The 20,466-nt window shown below is 72.5% G+C and carries 21 protein-coding genes; 10 read left to right on the forward strand and 11 right to left on the reverse strand.

Annotated features, from left to right (window positions below):
- Positions 1–6: 6 nt before the first annotated feature.
- From AB0O15_RS19690 to AB0O15_RS19710, 5 genes are all read right to left on the reverse strand, one after another.
- The gene (locus tag AB0O15_RS19690) at positions 7–900 is read right to left on the reverse strand and encodes a DUF4020 domain-containing protein (RefSeq protein WP_364320235.1); all 894 of its coding nucleotides are present in this window, start codon (positions 898–900) and stop codon (positions 7–9) included.
- Entirely contained in the window at positions 834–3,413 is a 2,580-nt protein-coding gene (locus tag AB0O15_RS19695; RefSeq protein ID WP_364320237.1) for an SIR2 family protein, read from the reverse strand. The genes AB0O15_RS19690 and AB0O15_RS19695 overlap by 67 nt, the downstream gene beginning before the upstream one ends.
- A 111-nt stretch (positions 3,414–3,524) precedes the next feature.
- Positions 3,525–3,992 (reverse strand): nitroreductase/quinone reductase family protein, encoded by a 468-nt coding sequence (locus tag AB0O15_RS19700; protein ID WP_364320239.1) that lies wholly within the window; start codon positions 3,990–3,992, stop codon positions 3,525–3,527.
- A 10-nt stretch (positions 3,993–4,002) separates the two neighbouring features.
- Positions 4,003–4,563: a hypothetical protein gene (locus AB0O15_RS19705; RefSeq protein ID WP_364320241.1), complete on the reverse strand. Its 561-nt coding sequence runs from the start codon at positions 4,561–4,563 to the stop codon at positions 4,003–4,005.
- A complete protein-coding gene (locus AB0O15_RS19710; RefSeq protein WP_364320243.1) occupies positions 4,556–5,221 on the reverse strand; it encodes a GntR family transcriptional regulator in 666 nt (221 codons plus the stop codon). The genes AB0O15_RS19705 and AB0O15_RS19710 overlap by 8 nt, the downstream gene beginning before the upstream one ends.
- Before the next feature lie 16 nt (positions 5,222–5,237).
- Between AB0O15_RS19710 and AB0O15_RS19715 the strand changes: the two genes are divergently transcribed.
- Complete coding sequence (locus AB0O15_RS19715) at positions 5,238–8,027, forward strand: FAD-binding and (Fe-S)-binding domain-containing protein (RefSeq protein WP_364320245.1); 2,790 nt, start codon at positions 5,238–5,240, stop codon at positions 8,025–8,027.
- Between the two features lie 196 nt (positions 8,028–8,223).
- Here AB0O15_RS19715 and AB0O15_RS19720 read toward each other — a convergent pair whose 3' ends face one another.
- Positions 8,224–10,095, reverse strand: coding sequence for a WD40 repeat domain-containing protein (locus AB0O15_RS19720; RefSeq protein ID WP_364320247.1), 1,872 nt, complete (start codon positions 10,093–10,095; stop codon positions 8,224–8,226).
- 85 nt (positions 10,096–10,180) lie between these two features.
- On the opposite strand from AB0O15_RS19720, the gene AB0O15_RS19725 reads away from it, so the two are divergent.
- Genes AB0O15_RS19725 through AB0O15_RS19755 form a run of 7 tightly spaced genes read left to right on the forward strand, consistent with a single transcriptional unit; the run spans position 10,181 to position 15,713 of the window.
- Complete coding sequence (locus AB0O15_RS19725; protein ID WP_364320249.1) at positions 10,181–10,672, forward strand: hypothetical protein; 492 nt, start codon at positions 10,181–10,183, stop codon at positions 10,670–10,672.
- Positions 10,672–12,255, forward strand: coding sequence for an Hsp70 family protein (locus AB0O15_RS19730; protein ID WP_364320251.1), 1,584 nt, complete (start codon positions 10,672–10,674; stop codon positions 12,253–12,255). Before AB0O15_RS19725 ends, AB0O15_RS19730 begins: the two co-directional genes overlap by 1 nt.
- A gap of 11 nt (positions 12,256–12,266) precedes the next feature.
- Positions 12,267–12,479, forward strand: coding sequence for a DUF2997 domain-containing protein (locus AB0O15_RS19735; RefSeq protein ID WP_364320253.1), 213 nt, complete (start codon positions 12,267–12,269; stop codon positions 12,477–12,479).
- On the forward strand, positions 12,476–13,048 hold the full coding sequence (locus AB0O15_RS19740) for a 4Fe-4S single cluster domain-containing protein (protein WP_364320255.1): 573 nt from the start codon (positions 12,476–12,478) through the stop codon (positions 13,046–13,048). The genes AB0O15_RS19735 and AB0O15_RS19740 overlap by 4 nt, the downstream gene beginning before the upstream one ends.
- Positions 13,045–14,565, forward strand: a complete 1,521-nt coding sequence (locus tag AB0O15_RS19745; protein WP_364320257.1) for an AAA family ATPase — start codon at positions 13,045–13,047, stop codon at positions 14,563–14,565. Before AB0O15_RS19740 ends, AB0O15_RS19745 begins: the two co-directional genes overlap by 4 nt.
- A 19-nt stretch (positions 14,566–14,584) precedes the next feature.
- A complete protein-coding gene (locus tag AB0O15_RS19750; RefSeq protein ID WP_364320258.1) occupies positions 14,585–14,995 on the forward strand; it encodes a DUF1257 domain-containing protein in 411 nt (136 codons plus the stop codon).
- Between the two features lie 22 nt (positions 14,996–15,017).
- Positions 15,018–15,713 carry a copper resistance protein CopC gene (locus AB0O15_RS19755; protein ID WP_364320259.1) on the forward strand — a complete coding sequence of 232 codons (696 nt, stop codon included), beginning with the start codon at positions 15,018–15,020 and terminating at the stop codon, positions 15,711–15,713.
- Here the strand turns inward: AB0O15_RS19755 and AB0O15_RS19760 are convergent.
- Positions 15,652–16,617 carry a helix-turn-helix domain-containing protein gene (locus AB0O15_RS19760; RefSeq protein WP_364320261.1) on the reverse strand — a complete coding sequence of 322 codons (966 nt, stop codon included), beginning with the start codon at positions 16,615–16,617 and terminating at the stop codon, positions 15,652–15,654. The two genes, AB0O15_RS19755 and AB0O15_RS19760, sit on opposite strands and share 62 nt — an antisense overlap.
- A 114-nt stretch (positions 16,618–16,731) precedes the next feature.
- Between AB0O15_RS19760 and AB0O15_RS19765 the strand changes: the two genes are divergently transcribed.
- Positions 16,732–17,133: a hypothetical protein gene (locus AB0O15_RS19765; protein WP_364320263.1), complete on the forward strand. Its 402-nt coding sequence runs from the start codon at positions 16,732–16,734 to the stop codon at positions 17,131–17,133.
- A 1-nt stretch (position 17,134) separates the two neighbouring features.
- Positions 17,135–17,380: a DUF3817 domain-containing protein gene (locus AB0O15_RS19770; protein ID WP_364320265.1), complete on the forward strand. Its 246-nt coding sequence runs from the start codon at positions 17,135–17,137 to the stop codon at positions 17,378–17,380.
- Here AB0O15_RS19770 and AB0O15_RS19775 read toward each other — a convergent pair.
- From AB0O15_RS19775 to AB0O15_RS19790, 4 genes are read right to left on the reverse strand one after another with little or no spacing between them, the layout of a single operon-like run.
- Complete coding sequence (locus AB0O15_RS19775) at positions 17,331–18,164, reverse strand: alpha/beta fold hydrolase (RefSeq protein ID WP_364320267.1); 834 nt, start codon at positions 18,162–18,164, stop codon at positions 17,331–17,333. The two genes, AB0O15_RS19770 and AB0O15_RS19775, sit on opposite strands and share 50 nt — an antisense overlap.
- Positions 18,161–18,832, reverse strand: coding sequence for a MerR family transcriptional regulator (locus AB0O15_RS19780; protein WP_364320268.1), 672 nt, complete (start codon positions 18,830–18,832; stop codon positions 18,161–18,163). Before AB0O15_RS19780 ends, AB0O15_RS19775 begins: the two co-directional genes overlap by 4 nt.
- Positions 18,833–18,875: 43 nt before the next feature.
- Positions 18,876–19,634: an SUMF1/EgtB/PvdO family nonheme iron enzyme gene (locus AB0O15_RS19785; RefSeq protein WP_364320270.1), complete on the reverse strand. Its 759-nt coding sequence runs from the start codon at positions 19,632–19,634 to the stop codon at positions 18,876–18,878.
- Positions 19,631–20,440 carry an SAM-dependent methyltransferase gene (locus AB0O15_RS19790; RefSeq protein ID WP_364320272.1) on the reverse strand — a complete coding sequence of 270 codons (810 nt, stop codon included), beginning with the start codon at positions 20,438–20,440 and terminating at the stop codon, positions 19,631–19,633. Before AB0O15_RS19790 ends, AB0O15_RS19785 begins: the two co-directional genes overlap by 4 nt.
- Positions 20,441–20,466 lie beyond the last annotated feature (26 nt).

Below are 20,466 nucleotides of genomic sequence, written 5' to 3' on the forward strand. Positions count from 1 at the left end.
GCCACGCTACCGTCGCTCGCCCCAGCCGAGCCGCAATGCCTCGTTGCGGAGGGCGTCGACGTCGACCAGCGGGCTCAGCTTCTCGAGGATCGGCGGCAGGTGGTAGCCGTCGTGGAAGGGCTTCTCCGTGTGCTTCAGAAGATGCAGGAGCAGTTTGGCGTACGCGGCGGGGTGCGCCTCGGCCCGGTCCGCCAGGTCGTCGAGGAGCCGCGAGTGCGGTTCGACCCGGGCCGGCCGGGCGGCGGCCAGGTCGACGGCTTCGGCGGTCGAGTCGTCGAGGTGGATCGCCCACCCGGCCAGCGCCGACGCCTCGAGGTCGGTGAGGCCGACGGGCTTGCTGGTGAGCCGGTCCCGCCAGTAGGACCGCATCCACCGCGCCCACTGCTCCTCGGCCGCCTCGGGTCCGATCTCACGAAGCAGGTCGCCGATGTTCTCCATCCAGCGGGCCTGACCGGCGGGCGCCACGGTTCTGGTGAAGGCCGGAAGCCAGGCCGTGGGATCCGCGGTGGCGTGCACCGCGATCACGGCCAGGCCGTTGCTGATCTGCCGTGCCCTGTCCCGGTCGTCCGGGCTGACCCGCCTCGCGGCCTCGATGAGGTTGTCCCGGAGACCAGCTTCCAGCAGGCGGTCGCTGTAGCGGCCGCTCGCGAGGAAGCCGTCCCAGCACCGGTCCGCGCGCTCCTCGTCGAGGGACCAGTCGAGCAGCGGAACCACGACGGACTCGGCCCAGTCGCGGTCGGCGGCGTGCAGGAAGCTGAGGTGGTGAGCGGCGATTGTCTGGGCGGCCACCACCGGTTCGTCCGAGCCGTCGATCATCGACTCCAGCCGGGACCTCATCTCGGCCGACAGTCCCGGCCAGCCGTCGGTGCCGGCTTTCCATTCGGCCTCGATGACATGCACCCAGAACTCGGTGAGCCAGCCTCCGGGCTCGTTGATGGCCCAGCTGAACCAATCACGATCTCGTTCCGGGGTGGGTTCGCGGTCCAGCGCCGCCATGTCCGGTCGGCCAGGTCGCGGCCGCCGGGGACATCCCGCCACACGGTGGCGCCCTCGGAGGACCGGCCGAAGCCGCTCAGCATCGCGGCGACCTCCCTCGCGTGGGTGGCGCCGTCCAGGCGTCGCACCACCTCCTCGGCGGTGGCCGCGTCCAGGGCGGCCTCCGACCAGCCGCGGACGACGGCGCCGCTGATCGCCTCGTCACCGGCGCCGATCAGCGCGAACCCGTCCCGGGGGTGCTCCGCGACGGTCTGCCGGAGGAGCCGGCTGGCGTCGTCCCAGCTCGTCTCGTCGTAGCTCCAGCCCTTCGTCTCGAACTGCTTCAGGTAGGCGATGGCGGCCACCGGGTCGGCGTCGATCCGGGCGTGCAGGTCGGGCACGGTCGTCGGCGGGCGATCCGGGACGAAGCCGCCCTCGCTCCAGCGGTGGAAGTCGGGGTACTTCCCCGGGCGGAAGTCCGGGTAGGCGGCCGTAGCGGCGCTTTTCAGCTCTGCTGCATGGCGCGCGATCCAGGCGAGAACGTTGGCCTTCTCGTGCTCGGTGGCCGCGTCGGCGGACGCCTTCCCGACGTCGCTGATCAGGCCTTCGAGGACGGCCATGTCCGCCGCCCCGGCGGTCTCCTGGATGAGGACGGCGATCTCGTGCCACAGTCCGTGTTCCAGCAGCCAGCCGCGCTCGCGGAGCCATTCCAGCTTGGCCGTCGCGGTCACGTCGCCACGATGGGTCCAGCCATGGACCGCGAGTCGCCGCGGAAGCTCATGATCTTCGGCTTCCCAGGCGTTCAACTGCTGCACGGCGGCGGCCGAACCGCTGTCCAGCAGGGCCTTCACGCTGTCGCGGCAGGCGTCGATCAGGATGTCGAGCGGCCGGTGGAAGCTGTTCTGCGCATGTGGCTCGATGGCGAATCGCTGGCGTGACTCCAGATCCCAGAAGCGACCGGGATAGGTGGCGCTGGTCAGGCGGTAGGCCTGCCGGAGCTGCGCGTCGGCGATGGCGAGGACCTCGGCCGCCGTCTGCGGCAGCTCCGGAACGAAGACCGTCGACCAGGTGTCGAGCAGACTGTCGACGTCACCGCGGATGGTCAGCTCGAAGGAGGCGCCGAGCCGGGGTCGCCGCGGATGGTGGAAGTCGATGCTCGGCGTGGTGAGGTGCGCGAAGAGCATCAGGGCGACATCGCGGTCCGCCGGCAGGCGCGACGCGGCCAGCGCGTACTCCAGCCAGTCGTAGCCGCCGGGATCGTCCCGGATCAGGAGGACCAGCCAGCGCGCGAGCCAGGGCGGCCGGGGCGACCTGATGGTGTGCAGCCGGCGGCCGATCGCCGACCAGAGATGCGGTCCGAGGCGGCCGCCGCAGTTCTCGAGGGCTTCGAGAGCCTTCTGGGAGAGGCTCTCGTCCGCGACGTAGTGCTCGGCGAACCACCCGGCGAGCGGCGACGGGCTGGAGTTGCGGTGGAACAGGCGCTTGAACTCGGTGCGTTCGGTCGCCCAGGCCAGCCAGTGCGGGCCCCGGGCGTACTCGGCGAAGAACTTGCTCTTGTCCTCGTCGGCGAGAACGTCCTCGAGGTAGGAGTCCTCCTCCGGGATGCCCGTCGGTGAGCCGGCCGTGAGCTGGGCGACGCGCCGGCGGTGGTCCAGCAGCGACATGCCGGCGAGCTCGGCCCACTCGCCGATCATGATCGGCAGCTGGGTGTGCTTCTTGTCGGGGTTCGGATACGGAACCGGGACCACCCGGAAGCGCCGCCAGTGTTCGGCCTGGCCGGCGGTGTCCTCGGTGAGCGCGAAGCGCCTGGTCGACGGGGGCAGGGCGCGGCCCAGATAGGTCATCGCGAAATCGTTGTGGCTGTAGCCGACGAACAGCACGGTGTAGCGGCGGAACATCCGCTCCAGGAAGCGGACCGCCCACCCGTCGAGGAGATAGGCGGCGCCGAAGTCCTCGTCGGTGGCGATCAGGTGGCGCGGATCCTGGCCCAGGGTGCCGTGCAGATAGACGATGCCCTCGAAGTCGTCACCGAGCGGCAGCGCGGGGGCGCGGTACTCCGGCACCTTGCGGCCCAGAACCTTGGAGAGGTGGCGGTCGTAGTTCGTGGTCACCACGCGCACGACCGGCCCGGCCTTGGCCAGCTTCCCGATCGCCCGGTGCAGGCGGTTCGGCCGGGAGGCGGGATCGTCGATCCGCTCGGCCACCCGCTGATGGACGTCCATGTTCGCCGGCGCGTCCGCCTTGCCCAGGACGACGTCGAGCGGGTCGTCCTTGCCGAACGCCACCCCGGCGTCGGCGGCGATGGCCTCGGCCAGCCCGCGGAAGTCGGGCAGGTTCGAGGGCGGCGCTATCGAGGCGCCCGCCCCGACGAAGATGACCAGATCACCCGACTGGTGGGCGGACACCAGCTCCTGCGGCAGTTCGGCGCCGATCCACATGTCGGCGCCTCAGGCCACGGCGGCGATGTTGCCGGCCGTGACGCCGAGGACGAATACCGTCGTTCCCACCAGACCAGACAAGCACATCGACGGGTGGCGGGGCCGCCCGGCCTATTCGGGGCGCGGCGCCAGGCGGAAGATGCGGAACGTCCGGTGCGGCGCCCGCTTGAGGTAGAGGTCGTAGCCCGGCCACTGGTCGAGCAGCAGGCGCCACAGGCGGTCGTGTTCGGCGCCGGTCGCCTCGGTGGCCGTCACGGGAAGGTCGGCGCCGGCCAGGCCGACGGTGGCGTCGGGGTTGGCGGCCAGGTTGTGGACCCAGGCCGGGTCGGTGTCGCGGCCCCAGTTCGAGCCGACGACGACGTACGCGTCACCGTCGCGCACGTACTGCAGAGGACTGCGCCGGGGCTGGCCACTCTTCCGGCCGGTGCAGGTGAGCAGCAGGGACGGCGTCATGCCGAGGGCCACCACCCGGCCCTTGCTGACGCGGCTCAGCCACCGGTCGGCCACCAGCAGGCGGCTGGCCACCGGCGCGAAGACGCGGGTCCGCCCGATCGAGCGCCACATCGACTGCCACCACATCCGCGTGATCCTACGGTGCGGCCGGCAGGGTCAGCGCCCGGTTGGCGACGGTCTGGGCGAGGTCGCGGGCGAAGGGCATCCGGTCACCCTCGGCGACCGCGGTGACCGTGACCGTGGTCCAGCGTGGATGGTCGGCCGCCACCACGCTGACCTCGTCGTTGCCGCCGATCCGGCGGACGCACATGCGGAAGGCGCCACCGGGGTCGGCCACCGCCGTCTCGCCCTGGCAGGCGGTGCGGTCGACCTCGGCGCGGACCCGCTCGTCGTCCGTGTCGCCGGTGAGCTTGAGGACGACGCTGCCCTCGACGGTCCCGTCCGAGGCGCGGTAACCGAACGTGCAGAGGGCCGACGGGTACGGTCCGCCGGCCATCGGGGCGCTGGTGTTGTCGACGGCCCAGGTGTGACCGGTCACCGACCACAGGTCGTCGCTGATCCGCCGGCACCCGGGCACGTCGGGGTACTCGTCGCTGAACGGCTTGATCACGAACAGCGTGTAGGCGGCCAGCGCGGCGACCAGCAGCCCGAGCGGCAGCCAGAGGTACCTCAGCCGGCGCCGCGCATCGTCATCCATGACCGCTGATTCTCCGCAGCGCGTCGCGGGTGGCTTCGAGGTGGGTGCGCATCGCGGCCTCGGCGGCGGCGCCGTCGCGGGCCAGGACGGCGGTGACCACCGGCTCGTGCTCGGCGTGGATCTCGCTCAGGGTGCGCCCGCCCGCGGTGGTGGGCGGGCCGAGCAGGGCGGTGGTGCTGCGGAGCCGGTCGACGATGGCGGCGGTGCGGGGCCGGCCGGACGCACGCAGCAGCAGGTCGTGCAGGGCACGGTCGGCCGGCCAGAAGGTGGCGCCGTCGGCCGCCGCGGCCATGGCGTCGAGGGCGGCCCGGATCTCGGCGTGCTGCTGGTCGGTGCCCTGTTCGGCGGCGTCGCGGGCGGCCGGCGGTTCGAGGGCGAGGCGGATGCCGATGATCTCCTCGATGTCGTCGGCGCGGGGCGGCAGCACGCGGAAGCCGCGGTTGCGCCGGATCTCGACCAGGCCCGCCTCGGCCAGCCGCAGCAGACCCTCGCGGACCGGGCTGCGGGAGACGCCGAGGATCTCGGCAAGCTGGTAGACGGAGTACGTCGTCCCGGGCGCGAGCTGGCCCGCGGCGACACCGTCGCGGACCGCCTGGGCCACCGCGTCGGCGAGGGACGGGGCCTCCGGCGGGAGCGCGAGCGCGACCACTTCCTTCACGAGTAACATGTTACTCATGGACGACGTCACAGCGGAGCTGGCCAAGGCCGGTCTCGAGGTTCGATCCGACGCGGGCACGCGGGGCATGTACTCCTCCGACGCCTCGCTCTACCGCATCCCGCCGCTGGCCGTGGTCCGCCCCCGCGACGTCGACGAGGTGGCCGCCGCGCTGGCCGTCGCCCGCGCCACCGGGGTGCCCCTGACCTGCCGCGGCGCCGGCACCTCGGTGGCCGGCAACGCCGTCGGCCGGGGCATCGTGCTCGACTTCTCCCGCCACCTGAACCGGGTCCTCGAGATCGACCCCGACGCCCGCACCGCGGTCGTCGAGCCGGGCACCGTGCACGCCGTCCTGCAGCGGGCCGCCACCCCGCACGGCGTCCGCTTCGGCCCCGACCCGTCGACCCATCCGCGCTGCACCATCGGCGGCATGATCGGCAACAACGCCTGCGGGTCACGGTCGCTCGCCTATGGGCGTACCTCGGACAACGTGGCCGGCCTGGAAGTGCTGACCGCAGCGGGGGAGCGGCTCACCACGGGCACCAAGGAAAGCGGCGGCGAATCGGTCATCGCCGCGGTCAAGGAAGCGGTCAACGCCAGGCTCGCCACCGCCCGCACCGAGTTCGACCGCTTCGGCCGCCAGGTCTCCGGCTACGCCGTGCAACACCTGCTGCCCGAGCGCTTCGACCTGACCCGGGCCCTGGTCGGCTCCGAGGGAACCCTCGCGGTCGTTACGCGGGCCACGGTCAAGCTGGTCGTCGACGCCCCGGTCCGGGTCGTGGTGGTGCTCGGCTTCCCGGACATCGTGGCGGCCGGCCAGGCCTCGCCCTCGGTGGTGGCGCATGGCCCGACCAGCTGTGAAGGCCTCGATTCGCGGCTGCTCGACGTGCTGCGGGCCCGGCGCGGCCCCGACGCCGTGCCGCCCCTGCCGCCGGGCGGCGCCTGGCTGTTCGTCGAGCTGGCCGGCGACGAGGCCGGCGAGGTCGAGGCGCGGGCCCGGCGGCTGGCCGCTGACGGCATCGGCGAGGCGCTGGTGGTCACCGACCCGGCCGTGCAGGCCCGGCTGTGGCGCATCCGCGAGGACGGCGCCGGCCTGGCCGGTCGCGCGCCCTCCGACCGGCCGGCCTGGCCCGGCTGGGAGGACGCCGCGGTGCCACCCGAGCGGCTGGGCGACTACCTGGCCCGCTTCGACGAGCTGGTCGCGTCGTACGGCATGACCTCGGCCCCGTTCGGCCACTTCGGCGACGGGTGCATGCACGTCCGCCTCGACCTGCCGCTCGATCAGCCCGGCGGCACGAAGATCATGCGCGAGTTCCTGACCGACGCGGCCCGGCTGGTCGGCGAGTTCGGCGGGTCGCTGTCGGGCGAGCACGGCGACGGCCGCGCGCGTTCCGAGCTGCTGCCGCACATGTACTCGCCCGACGCGATCGCGCTGTTCGCGGGCATCAAGCACGCGTTCGACCCCGGCAACCTGCTCAACCCCGGCGTGCTCGTCGACCCCGACCCGATCGACGCCGACATCCGCCCGGCCGGCCGGTTCCCGCTGCGAAATCTCGCCATGGCGTACCCGCACGACGACGGCGACCTCGCCCAGGCCGTGCACCGCTGCACCGGCGTGGGCAAGTGCCGGGCCGACAACTCGGCGGCGGGCGGTGTCATGTGTCCGTCCTATCTGGCCACCCGCGAGGAACAGGACTCCACCCGCGGCCGGGCCCGGGTGCTGCAGGAGGTGGTCCGCGGCGAGCTCCCGTGGTCACACCCGTCCGTACACGACGCCATGGATCTCTGCCTGTCCTGCAAGGGCTGCGCCTCCGACTGCCCGACCGGCGTCGACATGGCCACCTACAAGTCCGAGGTGCTCCACCAGACCTACCGGGGCCGGCTGCGCCCCCGCTCGCACTACACGCTCGGCCGGCTCCCGCTCTGGGCGCGCCTGGCCGGGTGGACGCCGCGGCTGGCCAACCTGGCGACCCGGCTGCCCGGCATCCGCCGCCTGGCCCTGTGGCTGGCCGGCGTGGACCAGCGGCGCTCGGTGCCGGCCTTCGCGCGGCGCCCGTTCCGGCGTACCCATCGCAATGAGGCCGGCGGCAAGCCGGTCGTGCTCTTCGCCGACTCGTTCTCCGACGCGTTCTCACCCGAGGTCGCCGAGGCCACCGTCCGCGTGCTGCGGGCCGCCGGCTACCAGCCGCGGCTGCCGTCCGGCCCGGTCTGCTGCGGCCTGACCTGGATCACCACCGGCCAGCTCGACGCGGCCAAGAAGATCCTCACGCGTACGGTCGGAGCGCTCGCCCCCGACGCCCGCGCCGGCATCCCGATCGTCGGCATCGAACCCTCCTGCACCGCCGTGCTGCGCTCCGACATCCACGAGCTGCTGCCCGGCGACGAGGACGCGGCCGCGGTCGCCGGCTCGGTGCACACCCTGGCCGAACTGCTCGCCAAGACCCCCGGCTGGACGCCGCCCGACCTGTCCGGCGTGCAGGTCGTCGCCCAGCCGCACTGCCACCACCACGCCGTGCTGGGCTGGACGGCCGACGCCGACCTGCTCACCCGCACCGGCGCCACCGTGCGGCGGCTGGCCGGCTGCTGCGGCCTGGCCGGCAACTTCGGCGTCGAGATCGGACACTACGAGGTGTCGATGGCCGTCGCCGAGCAGAACTTGCTGCCGGCGCTCGACCGGGCGCCCGACGCGGTCGTGCTGGCGGATGGGTTTTCGTGCCGCACCCAGATCGCTGACCTCCGCGACCGGCCTTCCGTCCACCTCGCCCAGCTCCTCGACGCCCCGCTCCCCGACGAAAGAGCAAGAGCTTGATGTCGCACCTGGGTGGGTGGTGCTGACCGTCGCTCCCGCCGAGGCTGGGCGCGCGGCTCCAAGGCCGTGACCGGCCAGAACAGAGCCGCCCACCCTTCATTCTGCGCGAGTGGTCACCCTCCGGGCGCTACGCGCCCAACCCACAACCCACAACCCCCGGCCCCCAGTGGTACGCCCGCCGGGACGTTAGACGGCGTCAGCGGCGCTTCTTGCCGCGCTTCCGGCTCTTGCGGCGGGCCGGCGGGGGCATGGTGCCGTCGATGTCGTCGCCGGCCTCGATGTCCCAGGTCTCGCCGGCGGCGGGGGCGGTGTCGGTGACCTCGATGTCGTGCCGGCCGCGCCAGCGGACGAAGGCCTCGACCAGCTCGAACCAGGCCTTCTCGTCGGGGGAGAAGGACGACGCCTTGCGTTTGAGCTGGTCGATCCGGCCCAGGGTGATGTCCTCCAGGCGCCGCTCGGTCAGGTCGCCGATCTGGTTGTCCCGGCGGGTCCACCAGATCAGCGAGCCGAGCGGCGCCCCGCTGGCCAGCAGCAGGCCGTCGGGGCTGATCCGCAGGCACTCCACCTGCCAGGTGTGCCCGCGCAACTCGCCGGCCGGTTCGCCGGAGGGCAGGTGCCACAGGCGGATGACGCGGTCCTTGCCCGCGCTGGCCAGCAGTGTGCCGTCGGGGGTGATGGCCATGGTCAGGATGTGGCGGGTGTGGCCGCGCAGCACCCCGGCCGGTTTCCCGGAGGGCAGCCGCCAGAGCCGGATGGTGTGGTCGTAGCTGCCGGTGGCCAGCAGTGTGCCGTCGGGGCTGACGGCCATCGCGGCGATGTGGGAGGTGTGCCCGGTCAGCCGTTTGAGGTGCGTGCCGCCGGGCAGCCGCCACAGCCGCAGGTTGCCCAGCGCGCCCCCGCTGATCAGGGTCGAGCCGTCCGGCGTGATGGCCAGCGAGGCGGTCCACACCGGATCGGGGTCGATCGTGGTGATCAGGGAGCGGGAATGGGTGTTCCACAGCCGGATGATCCGATCGTGGCCGCCGGTGGCGATCGTTTTCCCGTCGGGGCTGATCGCGATGGCGATGATCCGCTTGGTGTGCCCGATCAGCGGACCCTGGAGCTCCCCACCGGGCAGTTTCCAGATCCGGAGCCGCCCGTTCTGGTCGCCGGTGACGAGCAGACGCTGGTCGGGGGACACCGCCATGGCCAGCACGTCGTTCACGGCCGGGACCAGGAAGCTGGTCGCGGACAGGGCCGGCAGGTCGCAGCGCCGGACGGGTGTGTCGGCGCCGCCGGTGTAGACCGTGTCGGAGGTGGTGACGGCGAGACTGTGCACGTTGCCGCCGGCGTTCAGCGTGTTCCGCGGGGTGTCGCCGAACCTGGTGGCGGCCGGAAGCGGTGACGCGTGCGCGGCGGCGGCGAGGCCGGCGAGGTGGCTCTCGGCGGGCGGCAGCGGCCACGCCGACATCTTCGGCGCGACCCAGGTGGCGGGGGCGGCCGCCGCGAGCCGCAGCGCCTCGTCCCACTGGTCGTGCGACGCCAGCAGATCGGCCGCCATCTCCCATTCCACCCTGGTCAGGGCCCGGTGGCGGCGGGCGCGTTCGCCGGCCACGGCCCGGACCCAGTCGAGCCGGCCGGCGCGGCTGGCGCACTCGGCCAGGGTCCGGCGCAACCATTCGCCGGCCGCGCCGTGGATCGCGCGCAGCAGCGTGCCGTCGAAGTCCACCTCCTCGTAGCGGTCGAACCGGCCGCCCAGGAAATAGACCAGGGCCCGGAGCCGGGGCTGCGACGGGGGCTCGGGCAGGCGGGCGATCACCTCGGCCAGCGCGACGTGGCCGGTGGTGAAGACCACTTCGGCCGCCGCGTCGATCCGGTCGCTCTCCCGGGCCGCCTCGATGGTGCGCCGGGCGATCGCCACCACGTCGTCGTCGCGGCTCCGGGTGTACGCCTCGGCCAGCGCGGCCAGGGCGCCGGGCTCGGGCCGGGCGGCCAGCGTGGTCGCGGCCCGCCGGCGTCGCCGGGCCCCGAACAGCCTCGAGGAGTCGAAGAGTCCGGCGCACAGTTCGTCCATTTCCGGCTGGCCCACCGTACCAATCTAAAAGGAATTGCCCGCCGGGTGAAATGAATGTATTGCATTTGTACCGTGCATATACGCGATCGAATATCTTCGAATGGTGTTGCGATTCTTCCGGCGCCGGACGGCGGGTGACGACGTGCTCCGGCTGGAGCGCGCGCTGGCCGGGGCGCGCCTCGAGCTGGCCGAGCGCGACCGCACCCAGGAGCGGCTGCGCGGCGAGCTGGCCCGGGCCCGGGGTGACGCCGGCGACCTCGCCGACGAGCGGGCCCAGGCCGATGTGGAGCGTCTCGTGACCGCGGTCGGGGCGCCGCTGGTGCAGTTCGTGACCGTGGCTCATCTGCGCGGGAGCGACCCGGCCGCCGGTGACCTGCTGGCCATCGGGTTGCGGCTGGTCCGCGCGCTCGAACGGGAGGGTGTGCGGGTGGGCACGGTCGGTGCGACGGTCCCGTTCGACCCCGATCGTCACGACCCGCTGAGCCTGGCGGGTTCGCCGAAGCGTGGTGACCCGGTCGTCGTACGCGTGGCCGGCCTGGACCTTCGCGGGAAGGTGCTGCGGAAGGCGGGCGTCGAGGCGGTGGAGGGCTGATGGCGGGACGGCTCGGTATCGACTTCGGCACCAGCAACACCGTGATCGCCGCGTGGGACGAGACCACGAGAAGTGCGAAGACCCTGCGGATTCCCGGGTACGGGCGCCCGCTCGGTCACGGGGACCAGCAGGTGCCGGTCATCCCGTCGGTCATCCACTACACGGACGAGGACCGGCAGCTGCTCGGCGCCCAGGTGCACGCGGCGAACCTGTACCACGCCCACGGCACGTTCCGCTGGATGAAGCGATACATCGCCAACCGGAGTCCACTGCGGACGGCGGTCAACGGACGGCAGATCTCGCCGTTCGACGCCGGCCGCGACTTCCTGGCCACGGTGCTGGCACTGGCCGCCACCGAGGCGGACGCGGCCGGCGAGGAGATCTCGCTGACCGCCCCGGTCGAGTCGTTCGAGCACTACGAGGACTGGCTGGGCGAGGTGACCGAGGCGGCCGGGGTGTCCCGGTTCCGGCTGATCGACGAGCCGTCGGCGGCCGCGCTCGGCTACGGCGCGCACATCCAGCCGGGCCACGTCTACCTGATGTTCGACTTCGGCGGCGGCACGGTGCAGGCGGCCGTGGTGCTGATCCAGGAGGAGGCCGGGGGCCGGTCGTGCCGGGTCCTGGGCAAGGCCGGTGACGACATCGGCGGCTCCACGATCGACCAGTGGATCTTCCAGGAGCTGCTGGCGCGCAACGGCCGGGCCGACAGCGACGACGACGTGCGCCGGATCAGCCGGGCCCTGCTGGTCGAGTGTGAGCGCGCCAAGGAACTGCTCTCCGACCCGGCCCGGAGCGGCGCCGAGATCAGCGTGCTCGACCCCGCTTCCGGCGCGGTGACCAGCATGGACCTCGACCGCGACGGGCTGGAGGACCTGCTCGACCGGCGCGAGTTGTTCAACCGCCTGGACCGTGTGGTGCGGCGGGCGTTGCGCGCGGCCTCGACCCGGGGGTACGACGAGGACGACGTGACCGCGGTCCTGATGGTCGGCGGGAGCAGCCTGATCCCGTCGGTACGCCGGACCATGGAACGCATCTTCGGCCGTGATCGGGTCTTCTCCGACCGCCCGCTCGACGTGGTGGCCCGTGGCGCCGCGGCGTACGCGGCCGGAACCGGCTTCTACGACCACATCCAGCACGACTACGCGGTCCGGTGGTACGACCGGACCACCGGCCGGTACGAGTTCCGCACCTGCGTCCGGGCCGGCACCGCGTACCCCAGCAAGGAGCCGGTCCACACGATGACCGTCCGGGCCACCCAGAACGGCCAGCAGGACCTCGGCATCGCGATCTACGAGCTCGGCGAACGCCGCCGCACCGGGTCCGAGACCGAGCTGGTGCTCGACAAGGGCGGCGCCTGGCGGGTCGCCGCGGTGACGCCCGACGACGAGGACGGCCGCAGCCGGTTCTGGGTCAACGAACGCGCCCCGACCTTCCTGCGCGCCGACCCACCGGCCAAGGCCGGGCAGCCGAGGTTCCGGGTCGAGTTCAGCATCGACACCAACAAGCGCCTGCTGCTGACCGCGCACGACCTGGTCGGCGGCCGGATCACCCACCGCGACTTCCCGGTCGTGAAGCTCACGTGAGGAGCGCCGTCATGGAACTGCACGAGATCGAGGTGGTGATCGCCCCGGACGGGACCACCACCGTGCAGGTGCGAGGGCTGGCCGGGGCCGGCTGCCTCGACCTCACCGCCGGCCTGGAACAGGCCCTGGGCGGTGAGGTGCTGTCCCGGGAGCTGACCGCCGAGGCGCAGGCCGCTCTCGAACGCACCGACCCGGCCCGGCTCCGGCGGGAACGCGAGCGATGACGCCGCTGCGGATCCACGGCTTCGAACCGGTCAGCGCGGTCAACGGTCCCGGCCTGCGCGCGGTCGTCTGGGTGCAGGGCTGCACGCTGGGCTGCCCGGGCTGCTTCAACCCCGGCACGCACGGCCGCGACGGTGAGGAAGTGACCGTCGACCACCTCTTCGAACGGATCACCGGGCTCGGCGACCGGATCAGCGGGGTGACGATCAGCGGCGGCGAGCCCCTGCAGCAGCGCGACGGCGTGCTGGCGCTGCTCGGCCGGATCCGGGCCGAGACGACCCTGACCAGCATCCTGTTCACCGGCTACGAATGGCCGGTGGTACGGCGGATGCCCGGGGCCGACCTGCTTCGTGAGCGTGTCGACGTGCTGGTCGCCGGGCGTTACCAGCGCTCGCAAAGGCTCGGTCGAGGGCTGCGCGGGTCGGCCAACAAGCGGGTGCTGACCTTCGGCGACCGGGTACGCGCCGACGAACTGGACGACGTACCGGACGCCGAGATCGTGATCCGGCCGGACGGTGTCCTGTCCATCAGCGGGATCGACCCGCCGACGCTGCTGGGAGATGTGCGGTGAGTTTCGAAGGCGAGCTCGATCTGTATCTGCGGGCGAGGTACACGCTCGTGGTGGTGGTGACGATCGAGGAGGAACGGGCCCTCCAGGCCGTCACCGCGGTGTGCGAGCGCCGGCACCGGCCGTGCCTGGCCTGGGACCTAGCCGACGGGTTCGCGGCGCTGTCCGGGCACACCGGCTCGCTGCCGTCGGCCCGCGACCCGCTGTCGGTGATCGAACAGGTGGAGAAGGCCGACGGCGACGTCACCTTCGTACTCAAGGACTTTCACGACTGCTGGACCAACCCGCAGGTCAAGCGCAAGCTCCGGAGCGCGGCCCAGCGGTTGAAGTTCACCCGCAAGTCGATCGTGGTGATCTCGCCCAGCCGGTCGGTGCCGGACGAGCTCAAGGACGACGCGGTGATCGTCCAGCTGCCGCTGCCCGACGCGACCCAGCTCGACGAGGTGCTCGGCGCGCTCACCGGCACGCCCGGGGTCAAGGTCGACCTCACGCCGGCCGGGCGGGAGAAGCTCGGGCAGGCGGCGCTGGGCATGACCGCCGCGCAGGCCCGCCGGTCGTACGCCAAGGCGATCGTCCGGGACAGCGCCCTCGACGACCGGCACATCGACGTCGTCGTCCGCGAGAAGCAGGAGGTGATCCGGGAGAGCGAGGCGCTGGAGTTCTACGGCGTGCACGAGACCCCGGACGACGTGGGCGGTCTCGACGTCCTCAAGCAGTGGCTGCGGTTGCGGGAACGAGCGTTCACCCAGGAGGCCCGCGACTACGGCCTGCCGGCGCCGAAGGGCATCGCGCTGATCGGCATCCCCGGCACCGGCAAGAGCCTGACGGCCAAGATGATCGGCGGCCTGTGGCGGCTGCCGTTGCTGCGGCTGGACGTCGGCGCCCTGTTCGGATCGCTGGTCGGCGAGGCCGAGGAGCGTACCCGGCGGGCCTTGCACCTGGCCGAGACCGTGGCGCCGTGCGTGGTGTGGATCGACGAGATGGAGAAGGCGCTCGCCCACGGCGGTGGCGACTCGGGCACCAGCACCCGGGTGTTCGGCACCATCCTGACCTGGATGCAGGAGAAGACCGCGCCGTGCTTCGTGGTCGGCACCGCCAACGACATCAGCAGCCTGCCGCCCGAGGTGCTGCGCAAGGGCCGGTTCGACGAGATCTTCTTCCTCGACCTGCCGACCGCCGACGAGCGGGCCGAGATCCTCACCGTGCACCTGCGCAAACGGCGGCGGATCCCGGCCGACTTCGACGTCGCCGGCCTTGCCGCAGCCGCCGAGGGCTACGTCGGCTCGGAGATCGAGCAGGCCGTGGTCGACGCCATGTACGTCGGCTTCAGCGCCGGCCGCGAGTTCACCACCGCCGACATCCGCGCCGCGCTGGGCCGGCAGGTGCCGCTGTCGGTGTCGCAGCGCGAGACGATCGGCTCGCTGCGCGGCTGGCTGCGCGAGGGACGCGCCCAGTCGGCGTCGTTCGCCGAGGCGATCGAGGCCGAACGCCAGTTCGTCGTCCCGCTCGAACCGATCTGATCCGTCCCGAGGAGGTTCCATGTCGCACTACACGACCCTGACCACCCGCATCACCGACACCGAGGCGCTGTGCGGCGCGCTCGCCGACGTCGGCTACGACGACCTCGAGGTGTACGACCAGCCGCAACGGCTCGTCGGCTTCCAGGGCGACCCGCGCGGCGACCGGGCGCACGTCATCATCCGCCGCAAGCACGTCGGCCTGGCCTCCAACGACATCGGCTTCCTGCGCCAGGACAGCGGCACGTTCCTGGCCCTGATCAGCGAGTACGACCTCGGCAAGCACAACGAGGCGTGGCTCGGCCAGGTCACCGCCCGGCACGCCTACCGGCTCACCTCCAAGACCCTCGCCACGCAGGGTTTCGACCTGGTCGACGAACAGACCGAACGCGACGGCACGGTACGCATGGTCCTGCGACGCACTCAATATTGAGGCATTCCGATAGCCTGCGACGATGGGCCGCCCACCTCGTACCCTTCTCGGTCTTCTGCTCGTCGGTGTGCTGGCCGGGGCGGTGGTCGCGCCCTCGGCCGCGCTGGCGCACGGCACCCTGGTCACGAGCGAGCCCGCACAGGGCAGCACGGTTCAGGAGCGGGTCGAGGCGGTCACGCTGACGTTCACCGAGAAGCCGCCGCCGGGCGCGCAGTTCACGATCAAAGCGCCGACCGGGGTACGCGTCGACGGCGGCTGGTCGAACGGTGAGCCACATCGCCTCGCCACGCCGGTGCGGGAATACCAGCTCAAGGACGGGCAGTGGGAGCCGCTGCTGCTGGAGACCGGCTTCCCGGTCAAGATCGCCGTGTCCCACCTGCCGGCGCCGGGGGAGTACACGGTGACCTACAACCACACGGTCTCCGACGGCGACGCGGTGAAGGGCGAGATCCGGTTCACCTATCACGGCGCGGTGGTCGCGGCGCCGCCCGGCTGGCAGGCCCCGGCCTCGGCGGCGCCCCTGCAGGCGCCCGTGCAGGCGCCCTCGCCGGTGGCGGAGGCTCAGATCCTGCGCAAGGCGGTCAAGAACGAGACGACCGTGTGGGTCTGGCTGGTGCCGGTGCTGCTGGTCGTCGCGGTGGGGCTGTGCGCGTTGCTCATCGTTCCGCAGCTGCGGCGCCGCGCGAGCGGAAAGCCTGGCGGTAGGTCTGTGGGCTGATGCCCACCACGCTCTTGAAGCGGTCGCGGAAGGCCGTGGGGGAGCCGAAGCCGGCCCGGTCGCCGATCAGGTCGACGGTGTCATCGGTGGTCTCCAGCAGGTGCTGGGCCCGGCGCACCCGGGCCCGGTGCAGCCAGCGCAGCGGGGTCGTGCCGGTCTGCTCGCGGAATCGGCGGTTGAGCGTACGCGTGCTCATGTTGGCCTTCGCGGCGATCTGCGCGGTGGTGAGCTCGGCGGGCGCCGACTTCTCGAGCCAGCGCAGCAGCGGCTCCATCGTGGAGCCCCGCGGCGCCGGCGGCTGCTCGTGCACGATGAACTGGGCCTGACCGCCCTCGCGTTCCAGCGGGACGACCGACAGCTTGGCCGCCATCGCGGCGACCGCCGAGCCGTGGTCGCGGCGGATCAGGTGCAGGCAGAGGTCGAGCCCGGCGACCGCGCCGGCCGAGGTGGCGAGCTCGCCGTGATCGATGTAGAGCACGTCGGGATCGACCTCGATCGCCGGGTGCATGCGGGCCAGGTCGTCGGCGGCGATCCAGTGAGTGGTCGCGCGCAGCCCGTCGAGCAGGCCGGTGGCGGCCAGGATGAACGCGCCGGAGCAGATGGACACCAGCCGGGCGCCCCGGGCCGCGGCCGCCCGCAAACCCTTGATCACCTCGTCGTCGATCGGGGCGGTGACGTCGGCCCGGCCGGGCAACACGATCGTGTCGGCGCTGTCCAGGGCGTCCATGCCCCACGGGGTGACCAGGGTGAACGCTCCGGCGTCGACCGGGCCGGGGCCGGGGGAACAGACCCGCACCTCGTACGGGCTGGTGCCGTCGGCCAGCCGGACCCGGTCGAAGACCTCGGGCGTGGCCAGGTCGAACGGGACCACGCCGTCCAGGGCGAGAATCGCGACGATGTGCATGGCCGCCTCTTTCCTGGTGTTCGTCCCTGGTGTTCTTCCCCTGGCGCGAATCAGTTGGCTCTTGGCATTCCAGCCAGTGTATAGGTCCGCGAATCTCCCCTAACTTCGACATCCGTGACGAAAGTGCTTCTCAGCATCCATGTGCTCGCCGCGATCATCGCCATCGGCCCGGTGACCGTGGCGGCGAGCATGTTCCCGGCCGTCGCCCGCCGCGGCGACGAGCCGGCCCTGCGCCTGCTCCACCGGATCTGCCGGGTCTACGCCATGATCGGCATCCTGGTGCCCGTCTTCGGCCTGGCCACGGCGAGCAGCCTGGGGGTGCTCGGCGACGCGTGGCTGCTGATCTCGATCGGGCTGACGGTCGTGGCGGGCGGCGTGCTCGGCCTGGTTATCCTGCCCCGGCAGGCGAGACGCGAGACCGCACGGCTCGGCATGGTCACCGGAATCTTCAACCTGCTGTGGGCGGTCGTCGTGGTGCTGATGATCGTCCGCCCCGGTTCCACCGCGGGGGTGTGAGGTGCCGCTGCTCAGAACCGCCGCGATCGTCGAACTGCTCAGCCTGGCCGTGCTCCTGACCAACCTCGCCACCGTGCACGTGCCGGCCGTGGCGTCGCTGGTCGGCCCGATCCACGGCTGCGCCTACCTGCTGGTCATCGGGGCCGCGTGGCACCTCACCCGGTCGGCCCGCACCACGCTGCTCGCGGTGATCCCGGTCATCGGGGGCCTGCTGGCGCTCCGAGCCACGTCTCGATCCGATCGATGACCACCCGCGGCGCACGGCGGGCCCAGCTGAAGTGGTCGAAGCCCGCCCGCTGCGAGAGCGACGCGCGCTCGACCGGCCCGCCGACCCGCGCCGCCAGGTGGTCGACGGCGCCGGCCGGGATCATCCGGTCGCCGGCCAGGTCGATCAGCAGCGCCGGCACCCGCGACCCGGTCAGCGCCGCCTCGTAGTCGGTGGGGTCGCCGGCGAAGCGGTACCGGCCGTGGCGGGCCTCGTACGCCCAGTCCCTGATCAAGGTTCGCGGCTGGCGGCCGGCGAACCGGAAGCGGTCGCCCGGCCAGTGGCCCGCGGCCCAGGTGATGGTGCGGACCACCGAGACGCCGAGCCGTCGCTGCCATCTCAGCACCAGGGGCAGGTGGGTGGGCGAGCTGGTGCCGGTGGCCACGGTCACGACCGCGGCCGGGCGCACGGTTCCGCTGGCCGCGGCGAGGAGCGCGATCTGCCCGCCCAGGCTGTGACCGACGAGTACGACCTGAGGGGCGCCCCGGTCGGCGGCCAGCGCGACGACGGCGGGCAGGTCGACGCGCAACAGGTCGGAGTAGCCGAACCGGGCACGGCGCAGGTCGGCGACCCGGCTCTCGGGCTGGCCCCGCCACTCGACACCGATGACATGCCGCGGCCACGCCTCGAACAACGGCTCGTAGTAGCGGAGGGGCACCCCCATCGCGGGCAGGAACACCACCGACGGCCCGGCGCCGGGCTCGCCGTACTCCCGGACCCCGACCTGAACCCTGTCGACGTCGAGCCGGTGCGTCTGTGCCGTCACTTCCCGATCACCCGATCCGCGGCGTGTTCGAACGCGACGACCAGGCCCTGCACGGCCACGGCCCGTAGCCGGTTGACCATCTCGGGCAGCAGGGCCGGATCAACCGGCAGCTCACCGTTGCGCATCGGCTGCCAGATGCCGGCCCGGAACACCTCGGTCAGGTCGGCCGCGAGCGCCTCGGTGTGCCGGGTGACCACCGCGGCCGCGTCCCGCAGCACGGCCAGCGGCACCGGGATCTCCAGCAGGTCCTGGGCCAGGGCGAGCTGGGACGGGGTCGACTGGTGCCGTCCGTCGGGCAGCCGCCGCACGATGCCGACGTCCTCCAGGAAGGCGACCTGCTCGGCGGTGAGCGGCTGCCCGTCCCGCCCGATCAGCTCGTCCACCTGTGTGAGCGGCGCCCACGGCGTGAGCAGCGACCCGCGGATGGCGAACTCGTCGGGCGAGGCGTCGGCCGGGATCGCCTCGAGCACCCGCCGGATCGCGACCAGGGTGTAGCCGTGGTCCTGTAGCCGGTGGATCAGATCGAGCCGGACCCGGTGCCGCGCGTCGTACCAGGCCACCCGGCCCTCCCGATCGGGCGGCGGCAGCAGCCCCTCGGCCGCGTAGAACCGCACCGTCCGCACGGTCGTGCCGGTCGCGGCGGCCAGGTCGTCGATGGAGAAGCGCACAACAGTGACAGTACTACTGTCACAGTCCTGCTGTCATCGAACCTCAGGGTAGTGGCGCGGCCGGGCGGACCGAGGTGAACTGGTGGTGCTCGTAGCGGGTGGCCGCCAGCAGGAGCAGCCACTCGTCGCAGCCCTGCCACGGGTAGAGGTCGGCGGCCCCGCCGCGGGCGGTACGCGGGCCGTCGCCGAGGCGGGGGCGGGCATCCAGCGGGGCGTCGACGAAGCCCGGGATCCACACATCCGCGCAGATCTCGTTGGCCGAGCCGAACCCGGCCAGCCCGAACGCGTTCTCCGCGGCCGCCGTGCGTTCCTCGTCGCCGAAGTCGTCGAGGAGCTGGTCCTCGCCGGGCTTCCGATCACCGCGGAAGGTCAGCGCGGTCGTGCCGGCGCGGGCGGCGTATTCCCACTCGGCCTCGCTGGGCAGCCGGAACGGCAGCGCCGCGAGCAGGTCGTCGAGCTCGCCCTCGAGCCGGGCCGCGCACGCGTCGTGTTTGGCGTAGTCGTCGTCGAAGCCGGGCAGCCAGTGCTGGACCTGCGCGACCGTCAGCGGGTGACGCGCGATCAGGAACGGCTCGACCCGGACCACGCGCACCGGCCCGGCGTCGGCCGGTGCGCTCTCGAGGAATCCGCTCAGGTCGTCTTCGGCGCCGCCGTCGCGCTCGATGGCGCGTACCGCCGCGAGCTCGTCGTCGGACAGGCCCATCCGGAACGTCCCGCCCGGGACCTCGCGGAACACCACCCCGGACGGGTCGTGCCGCCAGGCCGGCTTCCCGGCCACGACGTCCGCGGTCCACGTGGTCACGGCTTGCGCACGACCCCGCACCACTGGTCGACCTCGATCGGCAGGTTGCCGTCCGGGCCGGGCTGGGCGCGCCACCGGGAGCAGGAGACCCAGCCGGGCTCGACGACCTCGAGGTCGCGGAAGAACCCGGCGATCTGCTCGGGGCTCCGGAGCTTGAGTTTCGGCTGGGCGTCGATGTTCCACACCCGTACCGCCTCGGCCGTGGTGTCGCCGTTGACCGCGGTGGTGGTGTTGGCCACGGCGATGTAGCTGCCCGACGGGATCGCCTCGACCAGGCGGTCGACGATCTGCTGGAGCTGCTCGTCGTCGTTGACGAAGTGCATGATGCCGAGCAGCATGACCGCCACCGGCCGGGCGAAGTCCAGCGTGGACCCGGCCGCCCGGAGGATGGTGTCGGGGTCGCGCAGGTCGGCGTGCAGGTACTCGGTGGCGCCCTCGTCGCTGCTGGTCAGCAGGGCGCGCGCGTGGGCCAGCACCAGCGGGTCGTTGTCGACGTAGACGATGCGCGCCTCGGGGGCCATCGCCTGGGCCACCTCGTGCGTGTTGTCCTGGGTGGGCAGGCCGGTGCCGATGTCGAGGAACTGGCGGACGCCGGCCTCGCCGGTCAGGTAGCGCACGGCGCGGCCGAGGAAGAGCCGGTCGGCCCGGGCCAGCTCGATCACCACCGGGAAGATCTCGCGGACCTCGTCGCCGACCCGCCGGTCGACCGCGAAGTTGTCCTTGCCGCCGAGCCAGTAGTTCCAGATGCGGGCCGTGTGCGGCACGTCCGCCTTGAGGTCGTCCTCGAGGACGGGTTCGTCAGCCATGTCGGCCCTTCTTCTGGACTCGTCGG

It is taken from the genome of Actinoplanes sp. NPDC089786 (assembly GCF_040684855.1).
Classification (GTDB): Bacteria; Actinomycetota; Actinomycetes; order Mycobacteriales; family Micromonosporaceae; genus Actinoplanes.